This window comes from Cnuibacter sp. UC19_7 (genome assembly GCF_042699995.1).
Lineage (GTDB): Bacteria > Actinomycetota > Actinomycetes > Actinomycetales > Microbacteriaceae > Cnuibacter.
Window position 1 is genome coordinate 1,435,443 of sequence record NZ_CP170560.1, and the last position, 19,351, is coordinate 1,454,793.

The following is a 19,351-nucleotide window of genomic DNA, read 5'->3' on the forward strand; positions in this document are numbered from 1 at the left end:
AGACGGGCAGACGCCCGCCACTCGGGAAGGAGCATCGCTCATGGAACGTGGAAACACCACCCACGGCGCACGCGTCGACGACGAGCTCGAGAAGGAGGACCGCGCCTTCGTCCAGGGACACCCCTCGCCGAGCCACGTCGAGGAGTTCCGGCAGACGGAGGGCTTCCCCGACGACACCGACCCCGAGGAGACCGACGTCGCCGCGGGCATGACGGGAGAACTCGTCGACGATGAGATCGTCTTCGAGACCGGCACGCCCGAGGCCGAGGGGGCTGACTCCGCCGAGTCGTCCGAGGCGCTGGAGGGCGACGACGATGGCGACCAGTGAGTCACCCCTCGCGTCCGCCCTCGAGCCCCTCGGCCGTTGGTCGTCGGTGTACGCCGACCTGTCGGTCGACACGGGCGATCCACGGCGCACGGCGGCGCTTCGCGCTCGCGCCGTCGTCGACGGACTGCGCGAGGCCGGAGCACCCGACGCCGACATCGCTGCCGTGGAGAGCCTCCTCGCTGAGCCGACCCATCTGCCGAGTCCCACCACGCTCTTCGCCCTCGTCCGCGACGGCGAGGTCGTCGTGCGCCAGTTCGTGGAGGACGCCGCCGTCGGCCCCGAGGTGCACACGTTCGGCCCTGTTCCCGATCTGGTCTCTCTCCTCACCCACCTCGGCCGCGCCGCGACCTACGTCCTGATCGAGGCGGAGCGGGGAACCGCCTCCGTCAGCCTGCGCCGGTTCGGTGCGGCGGCGCCGGAGCTGTCGACGACGATCGAGGGCCGCCAGGAGGATCTGACGAAGGTGCGCGCTGGCGGGTGGTCGGAGATCGACTACCAGCACCGCACAGAGGAGATCTGGAAGCAGAACGAGACCGAGGTGGCCGCCTTCGTCGATCGGCTCGTGCTCGACCGCCGGCCCGATCTGGTCATCGTGTCGGGCGACGTGCGTGCCCGAGAGCTCCTGGTCGACGCTCTCTCGAAGGAGGCGCGGGCGCTCACGACCGAGATCGACGAGAACGCGGGCGCCCCCGGCGCCTCGCAGCAGACCCTCGAGGCCGGGGTCGCTGCGGCCCTCGACACGCTGGCCGAGAACAGGCGGGCGGCGGCACTCGACCGCCTGCGTCAGTTCGCGGGCGAAGCGGAGGGCCGCGCAGCGGTCGGACTCGGTTCGACGGTGTCGGCGCTGCAGCAGGCCCAGGTCGACACGCTGCTCCTCGACTCCCGGGTGCTCGAGGATCGCACGGTCCTCGCTCTGGACGAGGCTCCCTGGGTCGCCACGGCGTCGGATGCGCTGAGCGACGGCATCGAGTCTGTGTCATCGGGCGCCGCTCAGGCCCTGATCCGCGCCGCGCTGCTCACCGATGCGGACGTCGTCTTCGTCGACGTGCCGGTCACGGCAGACGAGGTGCTCGAGGTGGGGGACGAACCCGGAGACCGATCCGGCTGCCGATCCGCTGCCCGCCCACGCCGACGGCGCGGCGGCGGTGCTGCGCTGGTCGTCCGAGCCGACGCATCCGTGACGACCTGGCATCCCGGCCATCCACATCACCGAGAGGAGCGGACATGCCCGCCCGTGACGAGATCCCGTCGACGCTGAAGCGCTCGCCCCAGCACGCACAGGACATCTTCGAGAAGACCCTCGACTCCGCGAGGGAGACCTACGACGGCGACGGCGAGCGCGCGCGCCGGACGGCGTTCGCCGCCGTCAAGCACGAGTACGAGAAGGTCGGGGACCACTGGGAGGAGAAGGAGTCCTCCGGGCCGAGCGATCGCAAGGCCGCCGGCGGGGTGGACTCACCGGGCTCCACCGAGGAGGGGGTCGATGCGAACGCCACGAAGGAGCACCTGCTCCAGGTGGCTCGGCGGCTCGACGTGCACGGCCGGTCGACCATGACGAAGGACGAGCTGGTCGAGGCCATCAAGAAGGCGAACCGCCGCGAGACCGCCCGCGCGAGGCGTTCCTAGCCCCGGCTCGCCCTTGCGAGCGTCGAGCAGGAAGCGGCACCCTCAGAAGGCGGCGAGGAGCGCGTCGCAGGCGCGCTGGGTGCGCCGGCAGGCCTCCGCGCAGACGCGGCAGTGCGCGTGCATGTCGGCATGACGCTCGCACTCGTCTCCGCAGCGCTCGCAGACCACCCGGCAGGCCTCGACCACGGCGCGGATGATCGTCTCGTCGGTCGCGGTCTGCCGCGTCAGCACCGACGCGGTCGCGGCGCACACGTCGGCGCAGTCCAGATCCGATCGGATGCACGCCACGAGAGAGTCGACCGACTCCTCGGACAGACAGGCGTCGGCGCAGGCTGTGCAGGCCTGGGCGCACTCCCCGGCGGCCTCGATCACCTCGAGGATGAGCGCCCGATCGGGCCCTTCCTGGTGCCCAGGGTGAGTGTCGAACATGTCAGCGGCTCGCGACATCGTGCTCCCTTCCGCTTCCTTTGTATTCGGTCGCGGGCCTGATCGCACTCATTTCGCTGAGCGACGCCGCCTCATCCCGAGCGCGCCGACCGCCACGACCGCGACCGCCAGTCCTGACACCATCAGGGTCCACGCGGCGGAAGGCGAGCCGGTCGCGGCGAGTTGCTCTGTCGCGACCGGATGCGCCGTTGGCGCGGGTGAGGGACCGGGAGGCGCGGCGACGAGGGCGTCGACGAAGGCCGCGGCGTCGATCAGGCCGGCCCCCGAGAGGTCGGCCGAGCGGAACCCCGGCAGCGTCCCGTCGAGGGGTCGCGCGGTCGCCATCAGGTCCGCTCGGAGCCGGGCGACATCGGCACCCGGCGCGGCCTGCTTCCCGAGCGCGATCACGCCCGCCGCGGCCGGGGCGGCAGCGCTCGTGCCCGAGAACACGTAGCGCCCGTCGCCGGCCGCGGCGCCGAAGAAGTCGGTGAACCCGGCGTCGACGCTCGTCACATCCGGCTTCGGTCGCACCTCGGCGACCGGCAGCGGCACCGACTTCGGGGTGCGGGTCGGGTCGAAGTCGAAGTACACCGTCGTCGGCCCGGTCGACGAGAACGACTCCACCGCGGTGGGCGCCGACGCCGGCGCAGCGGCGACCGCGAGAGCGCCGGCGGCGGAGGCATGACCGCCGAGGGTGGCGCCGACGACGTCACCGCCCTGCGACCGGAACCACTGCGCATCCTGCAGCTGCGTCGGAGCGTCGAAGAGCAGCCGGACTCGCGGGGTCACCTCGGCCGCAGCGCCCCCGGAGGTGTCGCGCACGACGAAGAACTTCAGCTCGCCCTGCTGGATGGCGTCGGTGACGTAGGCGATGGGGATCCTGGGCGCACCGGCCGGGATCATGTCCGCCTTGCCGTCGGCTGCGACCACGCCGAACCGGAACGACCCCTGCGCGCTGCCGTAGGGCTCGCTCCAGTTCATGATGAACGTGGTGTAGCGGTCCGGCGCGTCGGGCGCGGAGAACTGCAGGCGGTCATAGGCGTCGGTGCCCCCGCCGGGGTCGAAGTCCAGGCAGTCGCCCGAGGTGATGCCCTGGCCGGGGAGGATCGCCGTGACCTCTGCCGGGCAGGCCGTGGGACGGTAGTCGCCCTCCCAGCTGCCGATGGAGTAGCCGGCGCTCGGCGTGCCGGCCGCACCCGTCACCGTGTAGTTGCCCGCCGAGGAGAGATAGGTCACACCCTGCTCCGCGAGACGGTCGACCGTCCAGCCGAGCGGTCCGTTCTGGAACACCGGGTCGTCGAACTGCATGACGTCGTCGACGATGACGGTGGCGCCCGCCGCGGCGAGGTCGTTCATCGCCTTCGCGAAGGTCGCCTCGTCGGTGCCGTCCGTAGCGAACAGGAGGGTGGCGCCCGGCGCGATCTGGTGCACGAGCTGCACCATCGCCCGCCCCTCGTCGGATCTGGGCGTCTTCGAGTCGGTGATCACGTGCACGGGCTGCTCGTAGCCGCAGGGGTTGCCCGGGCCGGGGAGCACGCCGTTCCGCACGTCATCCTCCGGGGTGGTGGCGGCGGTCGTTCTGGTGGCGAACGAGTCCGAGATCACACCCACCACCACGCCGCTGCCGTCGAGCCCGTGCAGGCTCGCTGCGAGGTCGGCGTTCAGAGGGGCGCGGAGGTTCGCCGGCACGCTGCGGCAGTCCCCGGCGGCAGCAGCCTCTGCAGGCTGCGCTGCGAGCTCGGCAGACGTCGTCCCGACGGCCGACTCAGGCGACTCGTCGACGGCCACCACACCGGGCAGGTCGGCGACGGCGCGGAGGTCGGAGGGCGCGACCAGCGCGCTCGCCAGACCGAACAGCGGCGACGACACCTGCACCTCGGCGAGCGCGGACAGTCGCGAGACATCGGCGGCATCCGGGCCGGCGGAGTACCGCACGGTGACGGCGATCCGTCCGTCGATGACCTGCAGGCTGCCGGGGCCGTCCACGGCGACGGAGAGGTCGTCGGCGTGCGCGTCGAGCTGGGCCTCCACGGCCGACGGATCGGCCGCGCCGGCGCCACCGCCGTCAGTGCCGGGATCCGCGGCGATCGGGAGTTCGGCGATGAGCTCCAGACGGTCGGAGAGGACAGTCCCCGCCCCCGGCTCGATCGCCTGAGCACCCGCCGCGGGCAGCATGAGTCCCCCGACCACGCAGAGCGCGGCGACGAGCGCGACAGGACCCCGTTGTCGCGACGTCCTCATGAGCGCCTCCTCGTCCCGCGACGGCGTCCGATGGCGACGAGACCCAGCGAGGTCATGGCCAGCGCGAGCAGCACGAGGAGGGGCATGTCCCCCGCTCCCGCTGCGGCGAGCTGAGGCGACTGAGCGTTCGGCACCGAGGCAGGCACGGGCACGGGGACGGGGACGGGCTGGGGCGCCGGGGCGAGCGCGCTCACGAACGCGCCCGCATCGATCAGACCCGCGCCGGCGACCTGCTCGGGCGTGAGCGACACCGGCGAGATGCTCGGCAGCGGCGTCGCCGTCGACGACAGCGCGGCGCGCACCTGCTCGGGTGTCGCCTCAGGGTTGCGCTGCAGCCCGAGCGCCACCACCGCGGCGGCCGAGGGCGCCGCGGCCGAGGTGCCGGCGAACGAGTAGACCCCGGTGGAGACCTCGGACCCGAAGAAGTCGGTGTACCCGCGGTCGACCCCGGTGATGACCGGACCCTCCGTCACGATCGGCGTCGTGCGAGGCGTGGCGATAGGCGAGACGGTCGGATCCCAGTCGAACCAGAACGACGCCGGCCCGGCGGACGTGAACGTCTCCGGCGTGCTCGTGTCCTGAGCGGATGCAGCGGCGACCGCGATCGTCTGCGGCGCGCCCTCGTGCGCCGACAGCGTGTGACCGACGACGTCGTCACCCGCGGAACGGAAGTACTCGACGTCGGCGATGTCACGACCGTAGAACCAGGTCTTGATGCGCGGTGTCGAGTCGCCCGATCCGATGCGGGCGATGAAGAACTGGTAGTCGCCGCCCACCATGGGCACCGACATGTCCTGGCTGGGGATGCCGGGCGCCGGGGCCAGCGTGGTCGCGACATCGCCGTTCGGCTCGATGAGGCCGAATCGGATGTCGGTCGTCGCCGCCCCGAACGGCTCGGCCCACTGGAGCGAGAAGGCGGTGGGTCGCCCCGAGGGGGTGGATCCGGCCGTCGACACCATCTGGTCGAGCGTGTCGACACCCGAGCCGGGGTCGAAGTCCATGCAGGAGACCTCGGTGACGCCCTGCGTCGCGAACTCGTCCTGAACCGCCTGCGGACAATCGGCGGGTCGATAGGCCGCGGTCTCCCATCCGCTGATGGAGTAGCCGGCACTCGGGTACCCCTGCGCACCGATGGAGGTGATGTTGCCGGCCGCGGCGAGGTAGGGGATGCCCCGGTCGGTGACCTGCTGCACCTGGTAGCTCACCGGTCCGTCCTGGAACCAGGGCTCGTCGCTCAGGATGTCGTCGACGATCACGTCGGCCCCGGCATCCGCGAGCGCGGTGATCGACTCGGAGTACTCGAGCTGGCCCGCCCCCGCGGTCGCGAACAGCAGCCGCGCACCGGGTGCGATCTGGTGCACGAGCTGCGCCATCGCCCGGCCCTCGTCGCCGTCACCGCCGGAGAGGGTGGACTCCCTCACCACATCGACGGGGGTCTGGTAGCCGCACGGGTTGCCTGCGCCAGGGAGGATGCCGTGCGCGATCGAGTCGGCGATCTGCGTCTGCGCGGCCGGGAGCCTCGCGTACGAGTCGGAGATGATGCCCACGGTCACGCCGGTGCCGTCGACACCGAAGGCGTCCCAGGCCTCGTCGACTCTGAGCGGGGCGACGAGGTTCGCGGGGATGCTGCGGCAGTCGCCGGCACCCGCCGCGGCGTCCGCGACCGCTGGGAGCGCGGTCGCGTCCTGCGGGGTCGACGCCCATGAGGCGCTGGTGCGTGGCACGATGTCCTCGCGCACGCTGCTCACGCCGGGCACCGAGGCGAGCGCCTCGAGATCGGCGGGCGCGACGCGGACCGTGGCCATCGAGAACAGTTCGCTCGTCGCGGTGACCTCGCCGTGCGCACGCAGCGCGTCGAAGGCCGCCGCGTCGGGGCGGGACGCGAAGGTCACCGTCACCGAGATCCGTCCGCCCGCGCCGGCGATGCTGCCCGGCCCGTCCGGCACGGTCCCGAGCTCCTCGGACGCCGCCGCGATCTGCGCCTCGACGTCGCCGCCATCCGGGAGGCCGGCGAGGTACTGAAGCCGCCCCGACAGGGTGCTTCCGTCGCCACTGCCGCCCTCGTCGTCGGCCTGAGCCGGTGCCCCGGCAGCGATCGTCGCCGCCAGCACCAGCACCGCCGCGCCGGCCGCAGTCCACATCCTCGTCGTCCCCACCACGGGCCCCCTCGCTTCGTCCGGCTCGTGCCGCTGGCTCAGGCTATCGATCCCCTGAACGCAAAAGCGCCCCGCGCGAGCAGTTCTGCTCACGCGGGGGGGGGGCTGAGGAGCTCATCACGTCGACGGGGGCGTCAGGCCCTCCTGCAGCAGACGCTTGATGTCGGCCAGATCCTCAGACAACTGGGCTACCTGCCCCCTCGTGGCAGCGAGCTCGTGTTCCTTGCGTGTAGACACACGCTCGACGATCCACGACGCGAGGGTGGCGGTCACGGTACCCAGAAGGGCGATGCCACCGAGCATGAGGAACACGGCTATCACCCTGCCCTCGAAGGTCACCGGACTGTAGTCGCCGTAGCCCACAGTCGTGATGGTCACGAAAGCCCACCAGAGGGCGTCTCCAAAGGAGGTGATCGAAGCGTCGGGCACGTCCCGTTCGGCGTCGAACACAGCGAGCGCGGCGACGAACACCAGAAGCGCGGAACCGCCCGCCACGTATATGGCCACACGCCCTCTGAACGCTGTGCCTGCAGTCCGATTCAGGATCGCGACCAGCGTCACGAGGCGCAGGAGCCGCAACGGTCGCAGCATCGGCAGGACGATGATCGCGAGGTCGAACAGGTGATGGCGGAACCACCGCCATCGACCCTTGGCCAGCACCAGCCGCACGACGTAGTCGATTATGAACGCGGTCCACGTCACCAAGATGACGTTCTCCGTGATGTCGGCCGCCGGGCCCTGCAAGTCAGCCAGGATCTCCCCTGCGTATGCCAGGAGGAACAAGACGGCCAGGATGGCGAGGGGCCACTCGCTCAGTCGTTGCCAACGCTCTTGAGTCACGAACACCCATCCTGGCGGGCGCCCCACACGGCGTCCAGCGGGTGCCTGAAGTGCCATCCAAGCCCCGCCGAGTCACGATGTGTGACTACTTACCCGAGCGCCCTCTTACTCGCTCGATGACGGTCGTCCGCGGGTGGCGGGCGGCAGTCGCCATCTTGACGAATCGCCCCGTGATCGCGCTACGGGCTCGACGTGCTCGTGCCATCACATTCACCTCCTCTCAACTCATATGTGGGTAAGACGTGGGCAAAGCCCCTGTTGGAGCACTGACGAGCAGTGCCAAGCAGGGGCTTTGCTAACAGAGCGAGACCCACATCTCGCGCTCTGACCGGTGGTTCTAGAACTCCCAGTCCTCGTCCTCGGTGTTCACGGCCTTGCCGATCACGTACGAGGAGCCCGACCCGGAGAAGAAGTCGTGGTTCTCATCCGCGTTCGGGGACAGCGCCGAGAGGATGGCGGGGTTCACGTCGGTGACGGCCTTGGGGAACATCGGCTCATAGCCGAGGTTCATGAGGGCCTTGTTGGCGTTGTAGTGGAGGAACTTCTTGACGTCCTCCGACAGGCCGACCTCGTCGTAGAGATCCTGGGTGTACTGGATCTCGTTGTCGTACAGGTCGTAGAGCAGCGAGAACGCGTAGTCCTTGATCTCGTCGCGCTTGGCCTGGTCGACCAGCTCGAGCCCGCGCTGGAACTTGTAGCCGATGTAGTACCCGTGCACGGCCTCATCGCGGATGATGAGGCGGATGAGGTCGGCCGTGTTCGTCAGCTTCGCCCGGCTCGACCAGTACATCGGCAGGTAGAAGCCCGAGTAGAACAGGAAGCTCTCGAGCAGGGTCGAGGCCACCTTCCGCTTGAGCGGCTCGTCGCCGTGGTAGTAGTCGAGGACGATCGACGCCTTCTTCTGCAGGTTCGGGTTCTCGACCGACCAGCGGAACGCCTCGTCGATCTCGCGGGTCGACGAGAGCGTCGAGAAGATCGACGAGTACGACTTCGCGTGCACCGACTCCATGAACGCGATGTTCGTGTAGACGGCCTCCTCGTGCGGGGTCAGCGCATCGGGGATCAGCGAGACGGCGCCGACGGTGCCCTGGATGGTGTCGAGCAGCGTCAGCCCGGTGAACACCCGCATGGTCAGCTGCTGCTCGGCGGCGGTCAGCGTGGCCCACGACTGCACGTCGTTCGACAGCGGCACCTTCTCGGGCAGCCAGAAGTTGTTGACGAGGCGGTTCCACACCTCGACGTCCTTCTCATCCTGGATGCGGTTCCAGTTGATCGCCTGAACGCGATCGACGAGCTTGAGCCCCTGGGGTGGCGTCATGGCCGGGTCTCGCTTTCTGTGATGGTCGTAGGTTTCTCGGCACGCCGTTGCGAGTCGAGTCGTCTTCTGTGTGCGGCCGACATCTTGGCCCGTGTCTCGGCGCTGGCCTTCTTGCCGAAGTTGGGGTTGAGCTCCCCGCGTTTCTGCTCGGAGAGACGCCGTCTCGTCTCCTCCGACAGCGTGCGTCCGAAGGAGGGATGCGCGGCTCCCGTCTTGCCGAAGTTGGGATTCTTCGCACCTGTGATGCTGCCTGCCCGCTGCGCACTCCAGCGCGCCCTCTGCTCTTCCGAGTGGGTCTTACCGAAGAACGGGTTCTCCTCGCCGAAACGAGGCGTACCCGGCCGGCCCGTCGATCGAGCCCGAGCGGCCGCACGCTGCTCAGCCGACCATTCCAGGCCGGTAGGCCCGAGTCCTCCGGCCGAGATGTTCAAGAGACGATCGCCCTTCTCGCGCAGATACTGGATCCACGCCATCTCGGCGATGCCGAGCTCTTCCCGCTCAAAGAAGACGAGCTCGAGGACGTCGATCTCCAGCTCAGAGTCGCCCTTGGACCGCATCCAGTCGTAGAACGGCGTCCGTCGTCCGCTTCGAGCCACAGCGCGATGCTTCGCCCATCGCCGCCTGATGGAGGTGGACGTCTGGCCGATGTACCGGTACTCCTCGGAATCCGCCTCGCGGATCCTGTAGATCACCCCCACCACCGCCGAGACGTCCGCCTCCACCATCAGTTCCATCAGCGTCAGAGCATGCAGGACACGCACTGGTCCAGCTGCGTCCCCTCGAGGGCGAGCTGACGGAGGCGGATGTAGTAGATCGTCTTGATGCCCTTCTTCCAGGCGTAGATCTGGGCCTTGTTGATGTCGCGCGTGGTGGCGGTGTCCTTGAAGAACAGCGTCAGCGACAGGCCCTGGTCGACGTGCTGGGTGGCCGCGGCGTAGGTGTCGATGATCTTCTCGGGGCCGATCTCGTACGCGTCCTCGTAGTACTCCAGGTTGTCGTTCGTCATGAACGGCGCCGGGTAGTAGACGCGGCCGATCTTGCCCTCCTTGCGGATCTCGATCTTCGACGCGATCGGGTGGATCGACGACGTCGAGTTGTTGATGTACGAGATCGAGCCGGTCGGAGGCACGGCCTGCAGGTTCTGGTTGTAGATGCCGTGCTCCTGCACCGAGGCCTTCAGCGCACGCCAGTCGTCCTGCGTGGGGATGTGGACACCCGCATCCTCGAACAGCGACGCGACGCGAGCCGTCGAGGGCACCCACTCCTGGTCGGTGTACTTGTCGAAGAACTCGCCCGACGCGTACGTCGAGTCGGCGAAGCCCTCGAACGCCGAACCCTGCTCGATCGCGATCAGGTTCGACGCGCGGATCGCGTGGTAGAGCACCGTGTAGAAGTAGATGTTCGTGAAGTCGATGCCCTCCTCGCTGCCGTAGTGCACGCGCTCGCGCGCCAGGTAGCCGTGGAGGTTCATCTGACCGAGGCCGATGGCGTGCGACTTGTCGTTGCCCTCCTCGATCGAGCGGACCGACGAGATGTGCGACTGCTGCGACACCGAGGTGAGGCCGCGGATGGCGGTCTCGACCGTGCGGCCGAGGTCGGGCGAGTCCATCGTGAGGGCGATGTTCAGCGACCCGAGGTTGCAGCTGATGTCCTTGCCGATCTCCTTGTACGAGAGGTCCTCGTTGTAGGTGGTCGGGGTGTTCACCTGCAGGATCTCGGAGCACAGGTTCGACATGTTGATGCGGCCCTTGATGGGGTTCGCCTTGTTCACCGTGTCTTCGTACACGATGTACGGGTAGCCCGACTCGAACTGGATCTCGGCGAGGGTCTGGAAGAACTCGCGTGCGTCGATCTTGGTCTTGCGGATGCGCGGGTCGTCGACCATCTCGCGGTACTTCTCGCTGATCGAGACGTCGCCGAAAGGCACGCCGTAGACACGCTCGACGTCGTACGGCGAGAAGAGGTACATGTCCTCCTTGTTCTTCGCCAGCTCGAACGTGATGTCGGGCACGACGACCCCCAGGGAGAGCGTCTTGATTCGGATCTTCTCGTCGGCGTTCTCGCGCTTGGTGTCGAGGAAGCGGAGGATGTCGGGGTGGTGCGCGCTGAGGTACACCGCGCCCGCACCCTGACGTGCGCCGAGCTGGTTGGCGTAGGAGAAGCTGTCTTCGAGGAGCTTCATCACGGGGATGACGCCGGAGGACTGGTTCTCGATCTGCTTGATCGGGGCACCGGCCTCGCGGATGTTCGACAGCGACAGGGCCACGCCGCCGCCGCGCTTCGACAGCTGCAGGGCGGAGTTGATGCCTCGGGCGATCGACTCCATGTTGTCTTCGATGCGGAGGAGGAAGCAGGAGACGAGCTCACCGCGCTGCGCCTTGCCCGTGTTGAGGAAGGTGGGGGTGGCCGGCTGGAAGCGGCCGCCGATGATCTCCTCGACGAGGTTGATCGCGAGCGTCTCGTCGCCCTGCGCCAGGCCGAGCGCGGTCATGACCACGCGGTCCTCGAACCGCTCGAGGTAGCGCTTCCCGTCGAACGTCTTCAGCGTGTACGACGTGTAGTACTTGAACGCGCCGAGGAAGGTGTCGAAGCGGAACTTCTTCGAGTAGGCCAGGTCGTTGAGCTTCTGGATGAACTCGAACGAGTACTGGTCGAGCATCTCGGGCTCGTAGTACTGCTTCTCGACCAGGTAGTCGAGGCGCTCCTTGAGGTTGTGGAAGAAGACCGTGTTCTGGTTGACGTGCTGCAGGAAGTACTGCTTCGCCGCCTCACGGTCCTTGTCGAACTGGATGTTCCCCTCGTCGTCGTAGAGGTTCAGCATCGCGTTCAGCGAGTGGTAGTCGAGTGCCGGGGCCGCCGATGGCGCCTCGATCAGGGTTGCTTCCACAGTGTGTCCAATCCGTTCCGGACGGCCACGAGGTCGTCCTGGGTCCCGAATATCTCGAATCGATAGAGGACGGGGGCGCCGGTCTTGCGCGCGACGATGTCGCCCGCGAGACAGTACGCGTCTCCGAAGTTGGTGTTGCCGGCGGCGATGACGCCGCGGAGGAGTGCACGGTTGGCCGGCTCGTTGAGGAAGGCGATGACCTGTTTGGGCACCGCTCCGCCGAGCCCTCCCCCGCCGTACGTCGGGAGTGTGAGCACGAAGGGCCGGGTGGCCCGCAGCCGCTCCCGCTTCGAGAAGAGCGGGATGCGGGCCGCGGGGCGACCGAGGCGTTCGATGAATCGGTGGGTGTTGCCGGATGCGCTGGAGAAGTAGATGAGGTCAGCGGACGTCGTCTCGACGATGGGCTCCGGCTCGGACACCCCTGCCCGCGCGCTCCCTGTCAGTGTGTCAGGTGCGGGCATCGGTGATCAGCTCGCGGCGAGGCGGGCCAGCTCTTCGATCTTGTCGGGGCGGAAGCCCGACCAGGAGTCGGTGTCGGTGATGACGACCGGAGCCTGCAGGTAGCCCAGCTCCTTGACCGTCTCGAGTGCCTTCTCGTCGACCGAGAGGTCGAAGATCTCGTACTCGAGGCCCTTGTTCTCGAGGGCGCGGTACGTGGCGTTGCATTGAACGCAGGAGGGCTTCGTGTAGACCGTGATCGCCATGTCGGTGCGCCTTTCTCGTCGGGATACCATTCTACGTCGCTCGGTCACCCTGACACAACATCTAGGGGTGGTCCGTCGCGAAGAACACTATATCAAGTGTTACACGGGTGTAATTATCCACACGTCATCCACAAGCAGGGCACATTCTGCGGCGTGTTTCCACAGATTCTCCCCATGCTCTTCCGCGCCGTTCCGCGGAGGTGCCCGAAACTGTGGAGAACCGGCTTTCCACGGCTGAGGATAACTTCATCCACCGACACCGTCCGCCCCCGGACGCCCCCGACCCAGGTGGGCGGAGGTTGCCCGGATGTTTCGCGCAGATGTCGGGCTAGGTCCGCCCGCCGACCCTCTAGTAGGGTCCAGGCAGTCGTGCGGGGAACGGACCTCGCACACCGACCTGGGGGAAGCGTGGACACGACCTGCGTTCTCGCCGCGACCGGATTCGACGCGGCACCGATACTCATCTCCATCGCTCTCCTCGCCATCGGCGTGGGGACGGCCTGGCTGTTCTTCACCCGAGGGAAGAGGAGGGCGGCGACGTTCGCGCTCATCCCCCTGCTGCTCATGGCGCTGGTGATGACCACCGCATCCGCTCCCACGGCGAGCTTCGCGGCCGGGCCCTGCCCGGCCGGCTCGACGCCGTCCCCGGCTCCCGCTCCCGGCCCGACCACGACCCCGGTCGACTATCAGCCCGGCGCCGCCGGCATCGGCGACTCCTACTACCCGCTCGACGGCAACGGCGGCTACGACGTGCAGGACTATGCGCTCGACCTCGCGTTCGACCCGACGACCGACCTGCTCTCCGGCACGGCGACCATCACCGCCACCGCGACGCAGAACCTCTCCACCTTCAACCTCGACTTCGACGTCGTGGCGAAGGACGGCAGCGAGGCCATCGACATCTCCGCCATCACCGTGAACGGGGCGGCAGCCGATTGGAGCCTCGCCACCACCCCCGTCAGCGTGGACACGGCGCAGCCCGACCCGGCGCTCGACCCGGCCGACGGAGCGACCCCGCCCCGCACCGAGCTCACCGTGATCCCGGCCGCCGGCCTCGATGTCGGCACCACGATCACCACCACCGTCGCCTACTCCGGCATCCCGATCACCGTCGACGACGCCTTCGGCCCCGCCGGTGTGTTCCAGACGGACGACGGCATGGTCGTCGTCGGCGAGCCGCGGGTCGCCGCGACCTGGTTCCCCTCGAACGACCACCCCGCCGACAAGGCGACCATGACCCTCCGGATGACCGTCGCCGACGACCTGAAGGTGATCGGCAACGGCCGCCTCGTGGGCACCACGCCCGTCGGCCCCGGCGCCTCCACCTGGGAGTGGCGGATGGACCAGCCGATCGCCCCGTACCTCGCCACCGCCACGGTGGGCGATTACGCCATGACCACCACCGAGGTCGACGGCATCACCTACGTGAACGCGATCGCCGGCTCGCTGGTCGGCACCGCGGCGGGCGACGAGGCGGCGACGCAGTTCGCGAAGGAGCCCGAGGTCCTCGACTACCTGTCGACCCTGTTCGGCCCCTACCCGTTCACAGAGTCCGGCGGCATCGCGGTCGACGTGCCGAACCTCTACTTCGCGCTCGAGAACCAGACCCGTCCCATCTACCCGGGTGCTCCCGACGAGTCCACGCTCGTGCACGAGCTGGCGCACCAGTGGTACGGCGACGACGTGTCGCTGTCGCGGTGGTCCGACATCTGGCTGAACGAGGGCTTCGCCACCTACGCCGAGTGGATGTGGAGCGAGCACACCGGCGGTGCCACCGCCCAGCAGAAGTTCGATCAGCAGTACTCCCGCTCATCGACGTCGTCGTTCTGGGCTCACGCCGTCGCCGATCCGGGCCCCGCGGGAATCTTCGACTCCTACACCTACAACCGCGGTGCCATGGCGCTCCACGCACTCCGCCTGGAGGTCGGCGACACCGCGTTCTTCGCCATCCTCCAGGGCTGGGCGTCGGGCAACGCGGGCGGCAACGGCACCACGGAGGAGTTCATCGCCTACGCGGAGCAGGTGTCGGGCCAGGACCTCGGCGACTTCTTCACCGCCTGGCTCTACACCCCGTCGAAGCCCGCCCTGAGCTGAGTCGACCGCACGAGAACACCGGATACGACAAAGCCCCGCGTCTATCGCGGGGCTTTGTCGTATCCGGTGTCGAAGCGACGACGACCGACGCCTCAGCGGCGCGGAAGGGCCCGATCGAGGTCGGCGAGAAGGTCGGAGAGCGACTCGATGCCCACGGAGAGCCGCACGAGGTTCGCGGGGACCTCGAGCGGCGTGCCCACCACGGAGGCGTGCGTCATCTCGGTCGGGTAGCCGATGAGCGACTCGACGCCGCCGAGCGACTCGGCCAGCGCGAAGAGCTCTGTCGACTCCGCGAACCTCCTGGCCGCCTTCGGGCCGCCGCGCAGCGCGACCGACAGCATGCCGCCGAAGGAGCGCATCTGGCGCGAGGCCAGCTCGTGGCCCGGGTGCGTCGAGAGTCCGGGGTAGTAGACCGCCTCGACGGCGGGGTGGCCGACGAGGTGCTCCGCGATCGCCTGCGCGTTCTGCGAGTGGCGGTCCATGCGCACGGCGAGGGTCTTGATGCCGCGGGTGGTGAGCCACGCATCCATCGGGGACGACACCGCGCCCACCGCGAACTGCTGGAACCCGATGGCCTTCGCGAGCTCGTCGTCGTTCAGCACGATGGCCCCGCCGAGCACGTCGGAGTGCCCGCCGAGGTACTTCGTGGTCGAGTGCACGACCACATCGGCGCCCAGCGCGAGCGGCTGCTGCAGGTACGGTGAGGCGAACGTGTTGTCGACGACGACGAGAGCCCCGGCGGCGTGTCCGATCTCGGCGAGCTCGGCGATGTCGCTGATCTTCATCAGCGGGTTCGACGGCGTCTCGACCCAGAGCACCTTGGCGCTCGAATCGGCGACCGCCTTCGCCACCGCGGAGAGGTCGCTCATCTCGACGGTCACGTTCTCGACGCCCCACGCACCGTGGATGCGGTCGATGAGGCGGTGCGTACCGCCGTAGGCGTCGTTGCCGAGCACGACGCGGTCGCCGGGCTTCAGCGCGGAGCGCAGCAGCGCATCCTCGGCCGCGAGGCCGGACGAGAAGCTGATCGCGTGCGCGGCTCCCTCGAGCGCGGCGAGCTGCTCCTCGAGCGCGGTGCGGGTGGGGTTGCCGCTGCGGTTGTACTCGTAGCCGCCGCGGAGGCCCCCGATGCCGTCCTGGACGAACGTGGAGGTCTGGTAGATCGGCGGGATGATCGCGCCGGTGGTGGGGTCGAAGGCCTGGCCGGCGTGGATCGCCGCGGTCTCGAAGCCCTGGGATGAAGCCATGATGGTGCTCCTGAGGTGTCTGAGAGTCTGGAACCCGCGGGTCAGGACGCTTCGCTGAGGAAGGTCAGGAGGTCCTGGCGGGTGAGGATGGTGACGGGCTTGCCGTCGTCGGTGACGAGGAGCGCGCTGGCCTCGCCGAGCTGCTCCCAGGCCGACTGGAGCGGCTCGTTGGCGCCGATCGTGGGGAAGGCGGGGTCGACGAAGTCGCCCACCTTGTCGGACATCGACGCGCGGCCGGCGAACAGGTGGCCGAGCAGGGTGTCCTCCGAGAGCGCGCCGACGACCTCGCCGATCACGACCGGCGGCTCCGCCGAGAGCACGGGCAGCTGCGAGACACCGTACGTCGACATGATGTCGATCGCGTCGTGCACGGTCTCGCTCGGATGCGTGTGCACCAGGTTCGGGAGCGCCCCGTTCTTGCCCGCGATGACGTCGCGCACGGTGGCGCCCTCGGAAGCGGGTGCGAAGCCGTAGGAGCGCATCCACTTGTCGTTGAAGATCTTGCCGAGGTAGCCGCGGCCGCCGTCGGGCAGCAGCACGACGACGATGGCGTCGGCGGGGAGATCGGCGGCGGCCTTGAGCGCCACGGAGACCGCGAGACCGGACGATCCGCCGACGAGCAGACCCTCCTCGCGGGCGAGCCGACGCGTCATCTCGAACGACTCGGCGTCGCTCGAGGCGATCACCCGGTCGACCACGCTCGGGTCATAGGCGCTCGGCCAGAAGTCCTCGCCCACGCCCTCGGTGAGGTACGGGCGCCCGGTGCCGCCGGAGTAGACGGAGCCCTCGGGGTCGGCACCGATGATCCGCACCCGCCCGTCGGACACCTCCTTGAGGTACCGGCCGGTGCCGCTGATGGTGCCGCCCGTGCCCACGCCCGCCACGAAGTGCGTGACGCGGCCGTCGGTGTCGCGCCAGATCTCGGGACCGGTGGTCTCGTAGTGGCTGAGCGGCCCGTTCTGGTTGGCGTACTGGTTGGGCTTGAACGCGCCCGGGATCTCGCGGGCGAGGCGGTCGGAGACGGAGTAGTACGAGTCCGGGTCCTCGGGCGCGACGGCGGTCGGGGTGACCACGATCTCGGCGCCGTACGCGGTGAGCACGTTGCGCTTGTCCTCGCCCACCTTGTCGGGGAGGACGAAGACGCAGCGGTAGCCGCGCTGCTGGGCGACGAGGGCCAGGCCCACACCCGTGTTGCCCGACGTGGGCTCCACGATGGTGCCGCCGGGCTTCAGCTTGCCCTCCCGCTCAGCGGCGTCGATGATGCGGGTGGCGATGCGGTCCTTGGACGAGCCACCCGGGTTCAGGTACTCGACCTTCACGAGCACGGTGGCGGCGATCCCGTCCGTGACGCGGTTCAGTTTGACCAGGGGGGTGTTGCCCACCAGGTCGATGACGCTCTCTGCGTATTCCATGATGTCCTTCGGTGCACGCAGCCGCGGCGACGCTCAAGCGGCGTCGAAGGCTGCGAGGCGGCGGCTGGTCGTGACGGGGTCGTCGGGATGGTCGTCGCTCAGCGACGACAACACCGGAACCCTGCGAACATGTCGTCGAGTCTAGCGGACGGCGGGCGAGACCACATCGAGCTGCTGTGCATACAGCGCCGCATAGGCGCCTCCGCGCTCGAGGAGCTCGGTGTGGGTGCCCCTCTCGACGATGCGGCCGCCGTCGACGACGAAGATCACGTCGGCGCCGACGATGGTCGAGAGCCGGTGCGCGATGGCGATGGTGGTGCGGCCGCGGCTGGCGTTGTCGAGCGCATCCTGCACCACGCGCTCCGAGATCGAGTCGAGGGCGCTGGTCGCCTCATCGAGGATCAGGATCGCCGGATCCTTCAGCAGCACCCGCGCGATCGCGATGCGCTGCTTCTCGCCGCCGGAGAGCCGGTAGCCGCGCTCCCCCACGACGGTGTCGTACCCGTCGGGGAAGCTCATGATGCGCTCGTGGATGTTCGCGCGGGTCGCCGCGTCGACCAGCTCCGCCTCGGTCGCGTCGGGGCGCGCGTACCGCAGGTTCTCGCCGATGGTGGCATGGAAGAGATAAGTCTCCTGGCTGACCACCCCGAGCTGCGCGATGAGCGACTCGTGGCTGACGTCGCGGACGTCCTCGCCGTCGACGAGCACCGCTCCGTCGGTCACGTCGTAGAGGCGCGGCACCAGATACGACACGGTGGTCTTGCCCGCGCCCGACGGCCCCACGAAGGCGGCGAACTGCCCGGGCTCGATGGTGAGCGAGACGCGATCGAGGGTCGGATGCTCGGCCTCGCCGTCGGGGTAGACGAACGTGACGTCGCGCAGCTCGACCCGACCCGCCTCGGCCGGCGGCAGCGCCCTGGCGCCGGGCTTGTCGACGATCGCAGGACGGAGGTCGAGGTACTCGAAGATGCGGGCGAACAGCGCGCCCGACGTCTGGAGGTCGAGCCCCACGCGCATGAGCCCGAGCAGCGGCCACATCAGTCGCGCCTGCACCGTGGTGAAAGCGACGATCGTGCCCGCGGTGATGTCGACGCCGCCCACGATGAGGTACGCCGACACCACGTAGACGATGGCGGGCACGATGCTGAGGATGATCTGCACCATCGCGAAGAACCACTGGCCCGTCATCTGCTGGCGGATGGCCAGCCCGATCTGGTTGCGGTTCTCGTCTGCGTAGCGGCCGATCTCGGCACTCTGCCGGTTGAAGCTCTTGGCGAGGAGGATGCCCGAGACGCTCAGCGTCTCCTGGGTGATCGCGGTCATCTCCGACAGCGACTCCTGCGTCTGACCGGCGATGCGGGCCCGCACCTGGCCGACCCGGCGCTGCACCCAGACGAGCAGGGGCATCAGGATCACGGCCACGAGCGTGAGCTGCCAGCTGAGCAGGAGCATGGCCACCAGCGCCGCGATCACGGTGACGGTGTTGCCGAGCACGCTGGCGACCGTGTTGGTGAGCACGTTGGCCACGCCGCCGACGTCGTTCTGCAGTCGCGACTGGATCACACCGGTCTTCGTGCGGGTGAAGAAGGCGAGCTCCATCCGCTGCAGGTGGGTGAAGAGCCGCACTCGCAGGTCGCCCATCACGTGGTTGCCGACCTTCGCCGTGAGGAAGGTCTGCCACACGCCGAGCGCCGCCCCGACGATCCAGATCACGACCATGAGCCCCACGAGCTCGAGCAGCACCGGCACGTTCGGCCCGCCCGCCGGCGGGAAGAGCCCCACGTCGAACGCCTGCTCGGTGAGCAACGGCGGGATGACGGTGAGACCGGCCGTGACGAGGACCAGGATGCCCGTGACGATGAGCTCGCGGCGGTAGGGCGTGAAGAGCTCGGAGATGCGCCGGAAGAGGTGCGGGATCTGCGGAGCATCGGCGTTCGCGGCACGCTGCGCGGCGGCGTCGCCACTCGATACACGCCCTCCGCCGCCGCCCCCACCCGCGCCGCGCCCACCGCCGGCGCCGCCCGTGGGGCGCGATCCGCCGCGCATGCCGCCCGCGGCGGCGATGTCGCCCA

The 19,351-nt window shown here is 68.9% G+C and carries 16 protein-coding genes; 4 read left to right on the plus strand and 12 right to left on the minus strand.

Going from position 1 to position 19,351, the window contains the following annotated elements:
• The first annotated feature begins 40 nt into the window (after window positions 1-40).
• From ACFJGV_RS06715 to ACFJGV_RS06725, 3 genes are read left to right on the plus strand one after another with little or no spacing between them, the layout of a single operon-like run.
• On the plus strand, window positions 41-328 hold the full coding sequence (locus tag ACFJGV_RS06715) for a hypothetical protein (RefSeq protein WP_378147807.1): 288 nt from the start codon (window positions 41-43) through the stop codon (window positions 326-328).
• Window positions 315-1,586, plus strand: coding sequence for a Vms1/Ankzf1 family peptidyl-tRNA hydrolase (locus ACFJGV_RS06720; protein ID WP_378147809.1), 1,272 nt, complete (start codon window positions 315-317; stop codon window positions 1,584-1,586). Before ACFJGV_RS06715 ends, ACFJGV_RS06720 begins: the two co-directional genes overlap by 14 nt.
• Window positions 1,553-1,954: a ChaB family protein gene (locus ACFJGV_RS06725; RefSeq protein ID WP_378147810.1), complete on the plus strand. Its 402-nt coding sequence runs from the start codon at window positions 1,553-1,555 to the stop codon at window positions 1,952-1,954. The genes ACFJGV_RS06720 and ACFJGV_RS06725 overlap by 34 nt, the downstream gene beginning before the upstream one ends.
• 42 nt (window positions 1,955-1,996) lie before the next feature.
• Here ACFJGV_RS06725 and ACFJGV_RS06730 read toward each other — a convergent pair whose 3' ends face one another.
• The 9 genes from ACFJGV_RS06730 to nrdH form a co-directional block, all read right to left on the minus strand.
• Complete coding sequence (locus ACFJGV_RS06730; protein ID WP_378147811.1) at window positions 1,997-2,383, minus strand: four-helix bundle copper-binding protein; 387 nt, start codon at window positions 2,381-2,383, stop codon at window positions 1,997-1,999.
• A gap of 66 nt (window positions 2,384-2,449) precedes the next feature.
• Window positions 2,450-4,621, minus strand: a complete 2,172-nt coding sequence (locus ACFJGV_RS06735) for a S8 family serine peptidase (RefSeq protein WP_378147812.1) — start codon at window positions 4,619-4,621, stop codon at window positions 2,450-2,452.
• Window positions 4,618-6,777 carry a S8 family serine peptidase gene (locus ACFJGV_RS06740; RefSeq protein ID WP_378147813.1) on the minus strand — a complete coding sequence of 720 codons (2,160 nt, stop codon included), beginning with the start codon at window positions 6,775-6,777 and terminating at the stop codon, window positions 4,618-4,620. The genes ACFJGV_RS06735 and ACFJGV_RS06740 overlap by 4 nt, the downstream gene beginning before the upstream one ends.
• Before the next feature lie 117 nt (window positions 6,778-6,894).
• Window positions 6,895-7,560 (minus strand): potassium channel family protein, encoded by a 666-nt coding sequence (locus ACFJGV_RS06745; RefSeq protein WP_378147814.1) that lies wholly within the window; start codon window positions 7,558-7,560, stop codon window positions 6,895-6,897.
• Between the two features lie 394 nt (window positions 7,561-7,954).
• A complete protein-coding gene (gene nrdF, locus ACFJGV_RS06750; protein WP_378147816.1) occupies window positions 7,955-8,935 on the minus strand; it encodes a class 1b ribonucleoside-diphosphate reductase subunit beta in 981 nt (326 codons plus the stop codon).
• Entirely contained in the window at window positions 8,932-9,669 is a 738-nt protein-coding gene (locus ACFJGV_RS06755) for an NUMOD3 domain-containing DNA-binding protein (RefSeq protein WP_378147817.1), read from the minus strand. The genes nrdF and ACFJGV_RS06755 overlap by 4 nt, the downstream gene beginning before the upstream one ends.
• A 5-nt stretch (window positions 9,670-9,674) precedes the next feature.
• A complete protein-coding gene (gene nrdE, locus ACFJGV_RS06760; protein WP_378147819.1) occupies window positions 9,675-11,822 on the minus strand; it encodes a class 1b ribonucleoside-diphosphate reductase subunit alpha in 2,148 nt (715 codons plus the stop codon).
• Window positions 11,807-12,241 (minus strand): class Ib ribonucleoside-diphosphate reductase assembly flavoprotein NrdI, encoded by a 435-nt coding sequence (gene nrdI, locus ACFJGV_RS06765; protein WP_378147821.1) that lies wholly within the window; start codon window positions 12,239-12,241, stop codon window positions 11,807-11,809. Before nrdI ends, nrdE begins: the two co-directional genes overlap by 16 nt.
• 48 nt (window positions 12,242-12,289) lie before the next feature.
• Window positions 12,290-12,526, minus strand: a complete 237-nt coding sequence (gene nrdH / locus ACFJGV_RS06770; RefSeq protein ID WP_378147823.1) for a glutaredoxin-like protein NrdH — start codon at window positions 12,524-12,526, stop codon at window positions 12,290-12,292.
• Window positions 12,527-12,934: 408 nt separating this feature from the next.
• Here nrdH and ACFJGV_RS06775 point away from each other — a divergent pair, with 408 nt between their 5' ends.
• Window positions 12,935-14,620, plus strand: a complete 1,686-nt coding sequence (locus ACFJGV_RS06775; protein ID WP_378147824.1) for a M1 family metallopeptidase — start codon at window positions 12,935-12,937, stop codon at window positions 14,618-14,620.
• Between the two features lie 92 nt (window positions 14,621-14,712).
• Here ACFJGV_RS06775 and ACFJGV_RS06780 read toward each other — a convergent pair whose 3' ends face one another.
• The 3 genes from ACFJGV_RS06780 to ACFJGV_RS06790 form a co-directional block, all read right to left on the minus strand.
• Window positions 14,713-15,867, minus strand: coding sequence for a cystathionine gamma-synthase (locus ACFJGV_RS06780; protein WP_378147826.1), 1,155 nt, complete (start codon window positions 15,865-15,867; stop codon window positions 14,713-14,715).
• A gap of 41 nt (window positions 15,868-15,908) precedes the next feature.
• Complete coding sequence (locus ACFJGV_RS06785; protein WP_378147827.1) at window positions 15,909-17,279, minus strand: cystathionine beta-synthase; 1,371 nt, start codon at window positions 17,277-17,279, stop codon at window positions 15,909-15,911.
• 141 nt (window positions 17,280-17,420) lie between these two features.
• Complete coding sequence (locus ACFJGV_RS06790; protein WP_378148653.1) at window positions 17,421-19,325, minus strand: ABC transporter ATP-binding protein; 1,905 nt, start codon at window positions 19,323-19,325, stop codon at window positions 17,421-17,423.
• Between the last annotated feature and the right edge of the window lie 26 nt (window positions 19,326-19,351).

Bases quoted from the DNA above. Each gene is read 5' to 3' on its own strand.
- ACFJGV_RS06715 (WP_378147807.1), top strand. From the start codon at position 41: ATGGAACGTGGAAACACCACCCACGGCGCACGCGTCGACGACGAGCTC.
- ACFJGV_RS06720 (WP_378147809.1), top strand. From the start codon at position 315: ATGGCGACCAGTGAGTCACCCCTCGCGTCCGCCCTCGAGCCCCTCGGC.
- ACFJGV_RS06725 (WP_378147810.1), top strand. From the start codon at position 1,553: ATGCCCGCCCGTGACGAGATCCCGTCGACGCTGAAGCGCTCGCCCCAG.
- ACFJGV_RS06730 (WP_378147811.1), bottom strand. From the start codon at position 2,383: ATGTTCGACACTCACCCTGGGCACCAGGAAGGGCCCGATCGGGCGCTC.
- ACFJGV_RS06735 (WP_378147812.1), bottom strand. From the start codon at position 4,621: ATGAGGACGTCGCGACAACGGGGTCCTGTCGCGCTCGTCGCCGCGCTC.
- nrdF (WP_378147816.1), bottom strand. From the start codon at position 8,935: ATGACGCCACCCCAGGGGCTCAAGCTCGTCGATCGCGTTCAGGCGATC.
- ACFJGV_RS06755 (WP_378147817.1), bottom strand. From the start codon at position 9,669: ATGGAACTGATGGTGGAGGCGGACGTCTCGGCGGTGGTGGGGGTGATC.
- nrdH (WP_378147823.1), bottom strand. From the start codon at position 12,526: ATGGCGATCACGGTCTACACGAAGCCCTCCTGCGTTCAATGCAACGCC.
- ACFJGV_RS06780 (WP_378147826.1), bottom strand. From the start codon at position 15,867: ATGGCTTCATCCCAGGGCTTCGAGACCGCGGCGATCCACGCCGGCCAG.
- ACFJGV_RS06785 (WP_378147827.1), bottom strand. From the start codon at position 17,279: ATGGAATACGCAGAGAGCGTCATCGACCTGGTGGGCAACACCCCCCTG.
- ACFJGV_RS06790 (WP_378148653.1), bottom strand. From the start codon at position 19,325: ATGCGCGGCGGATCGCGCCCCACGGGCGGCGCCGGCGGTGGGCGCGGC.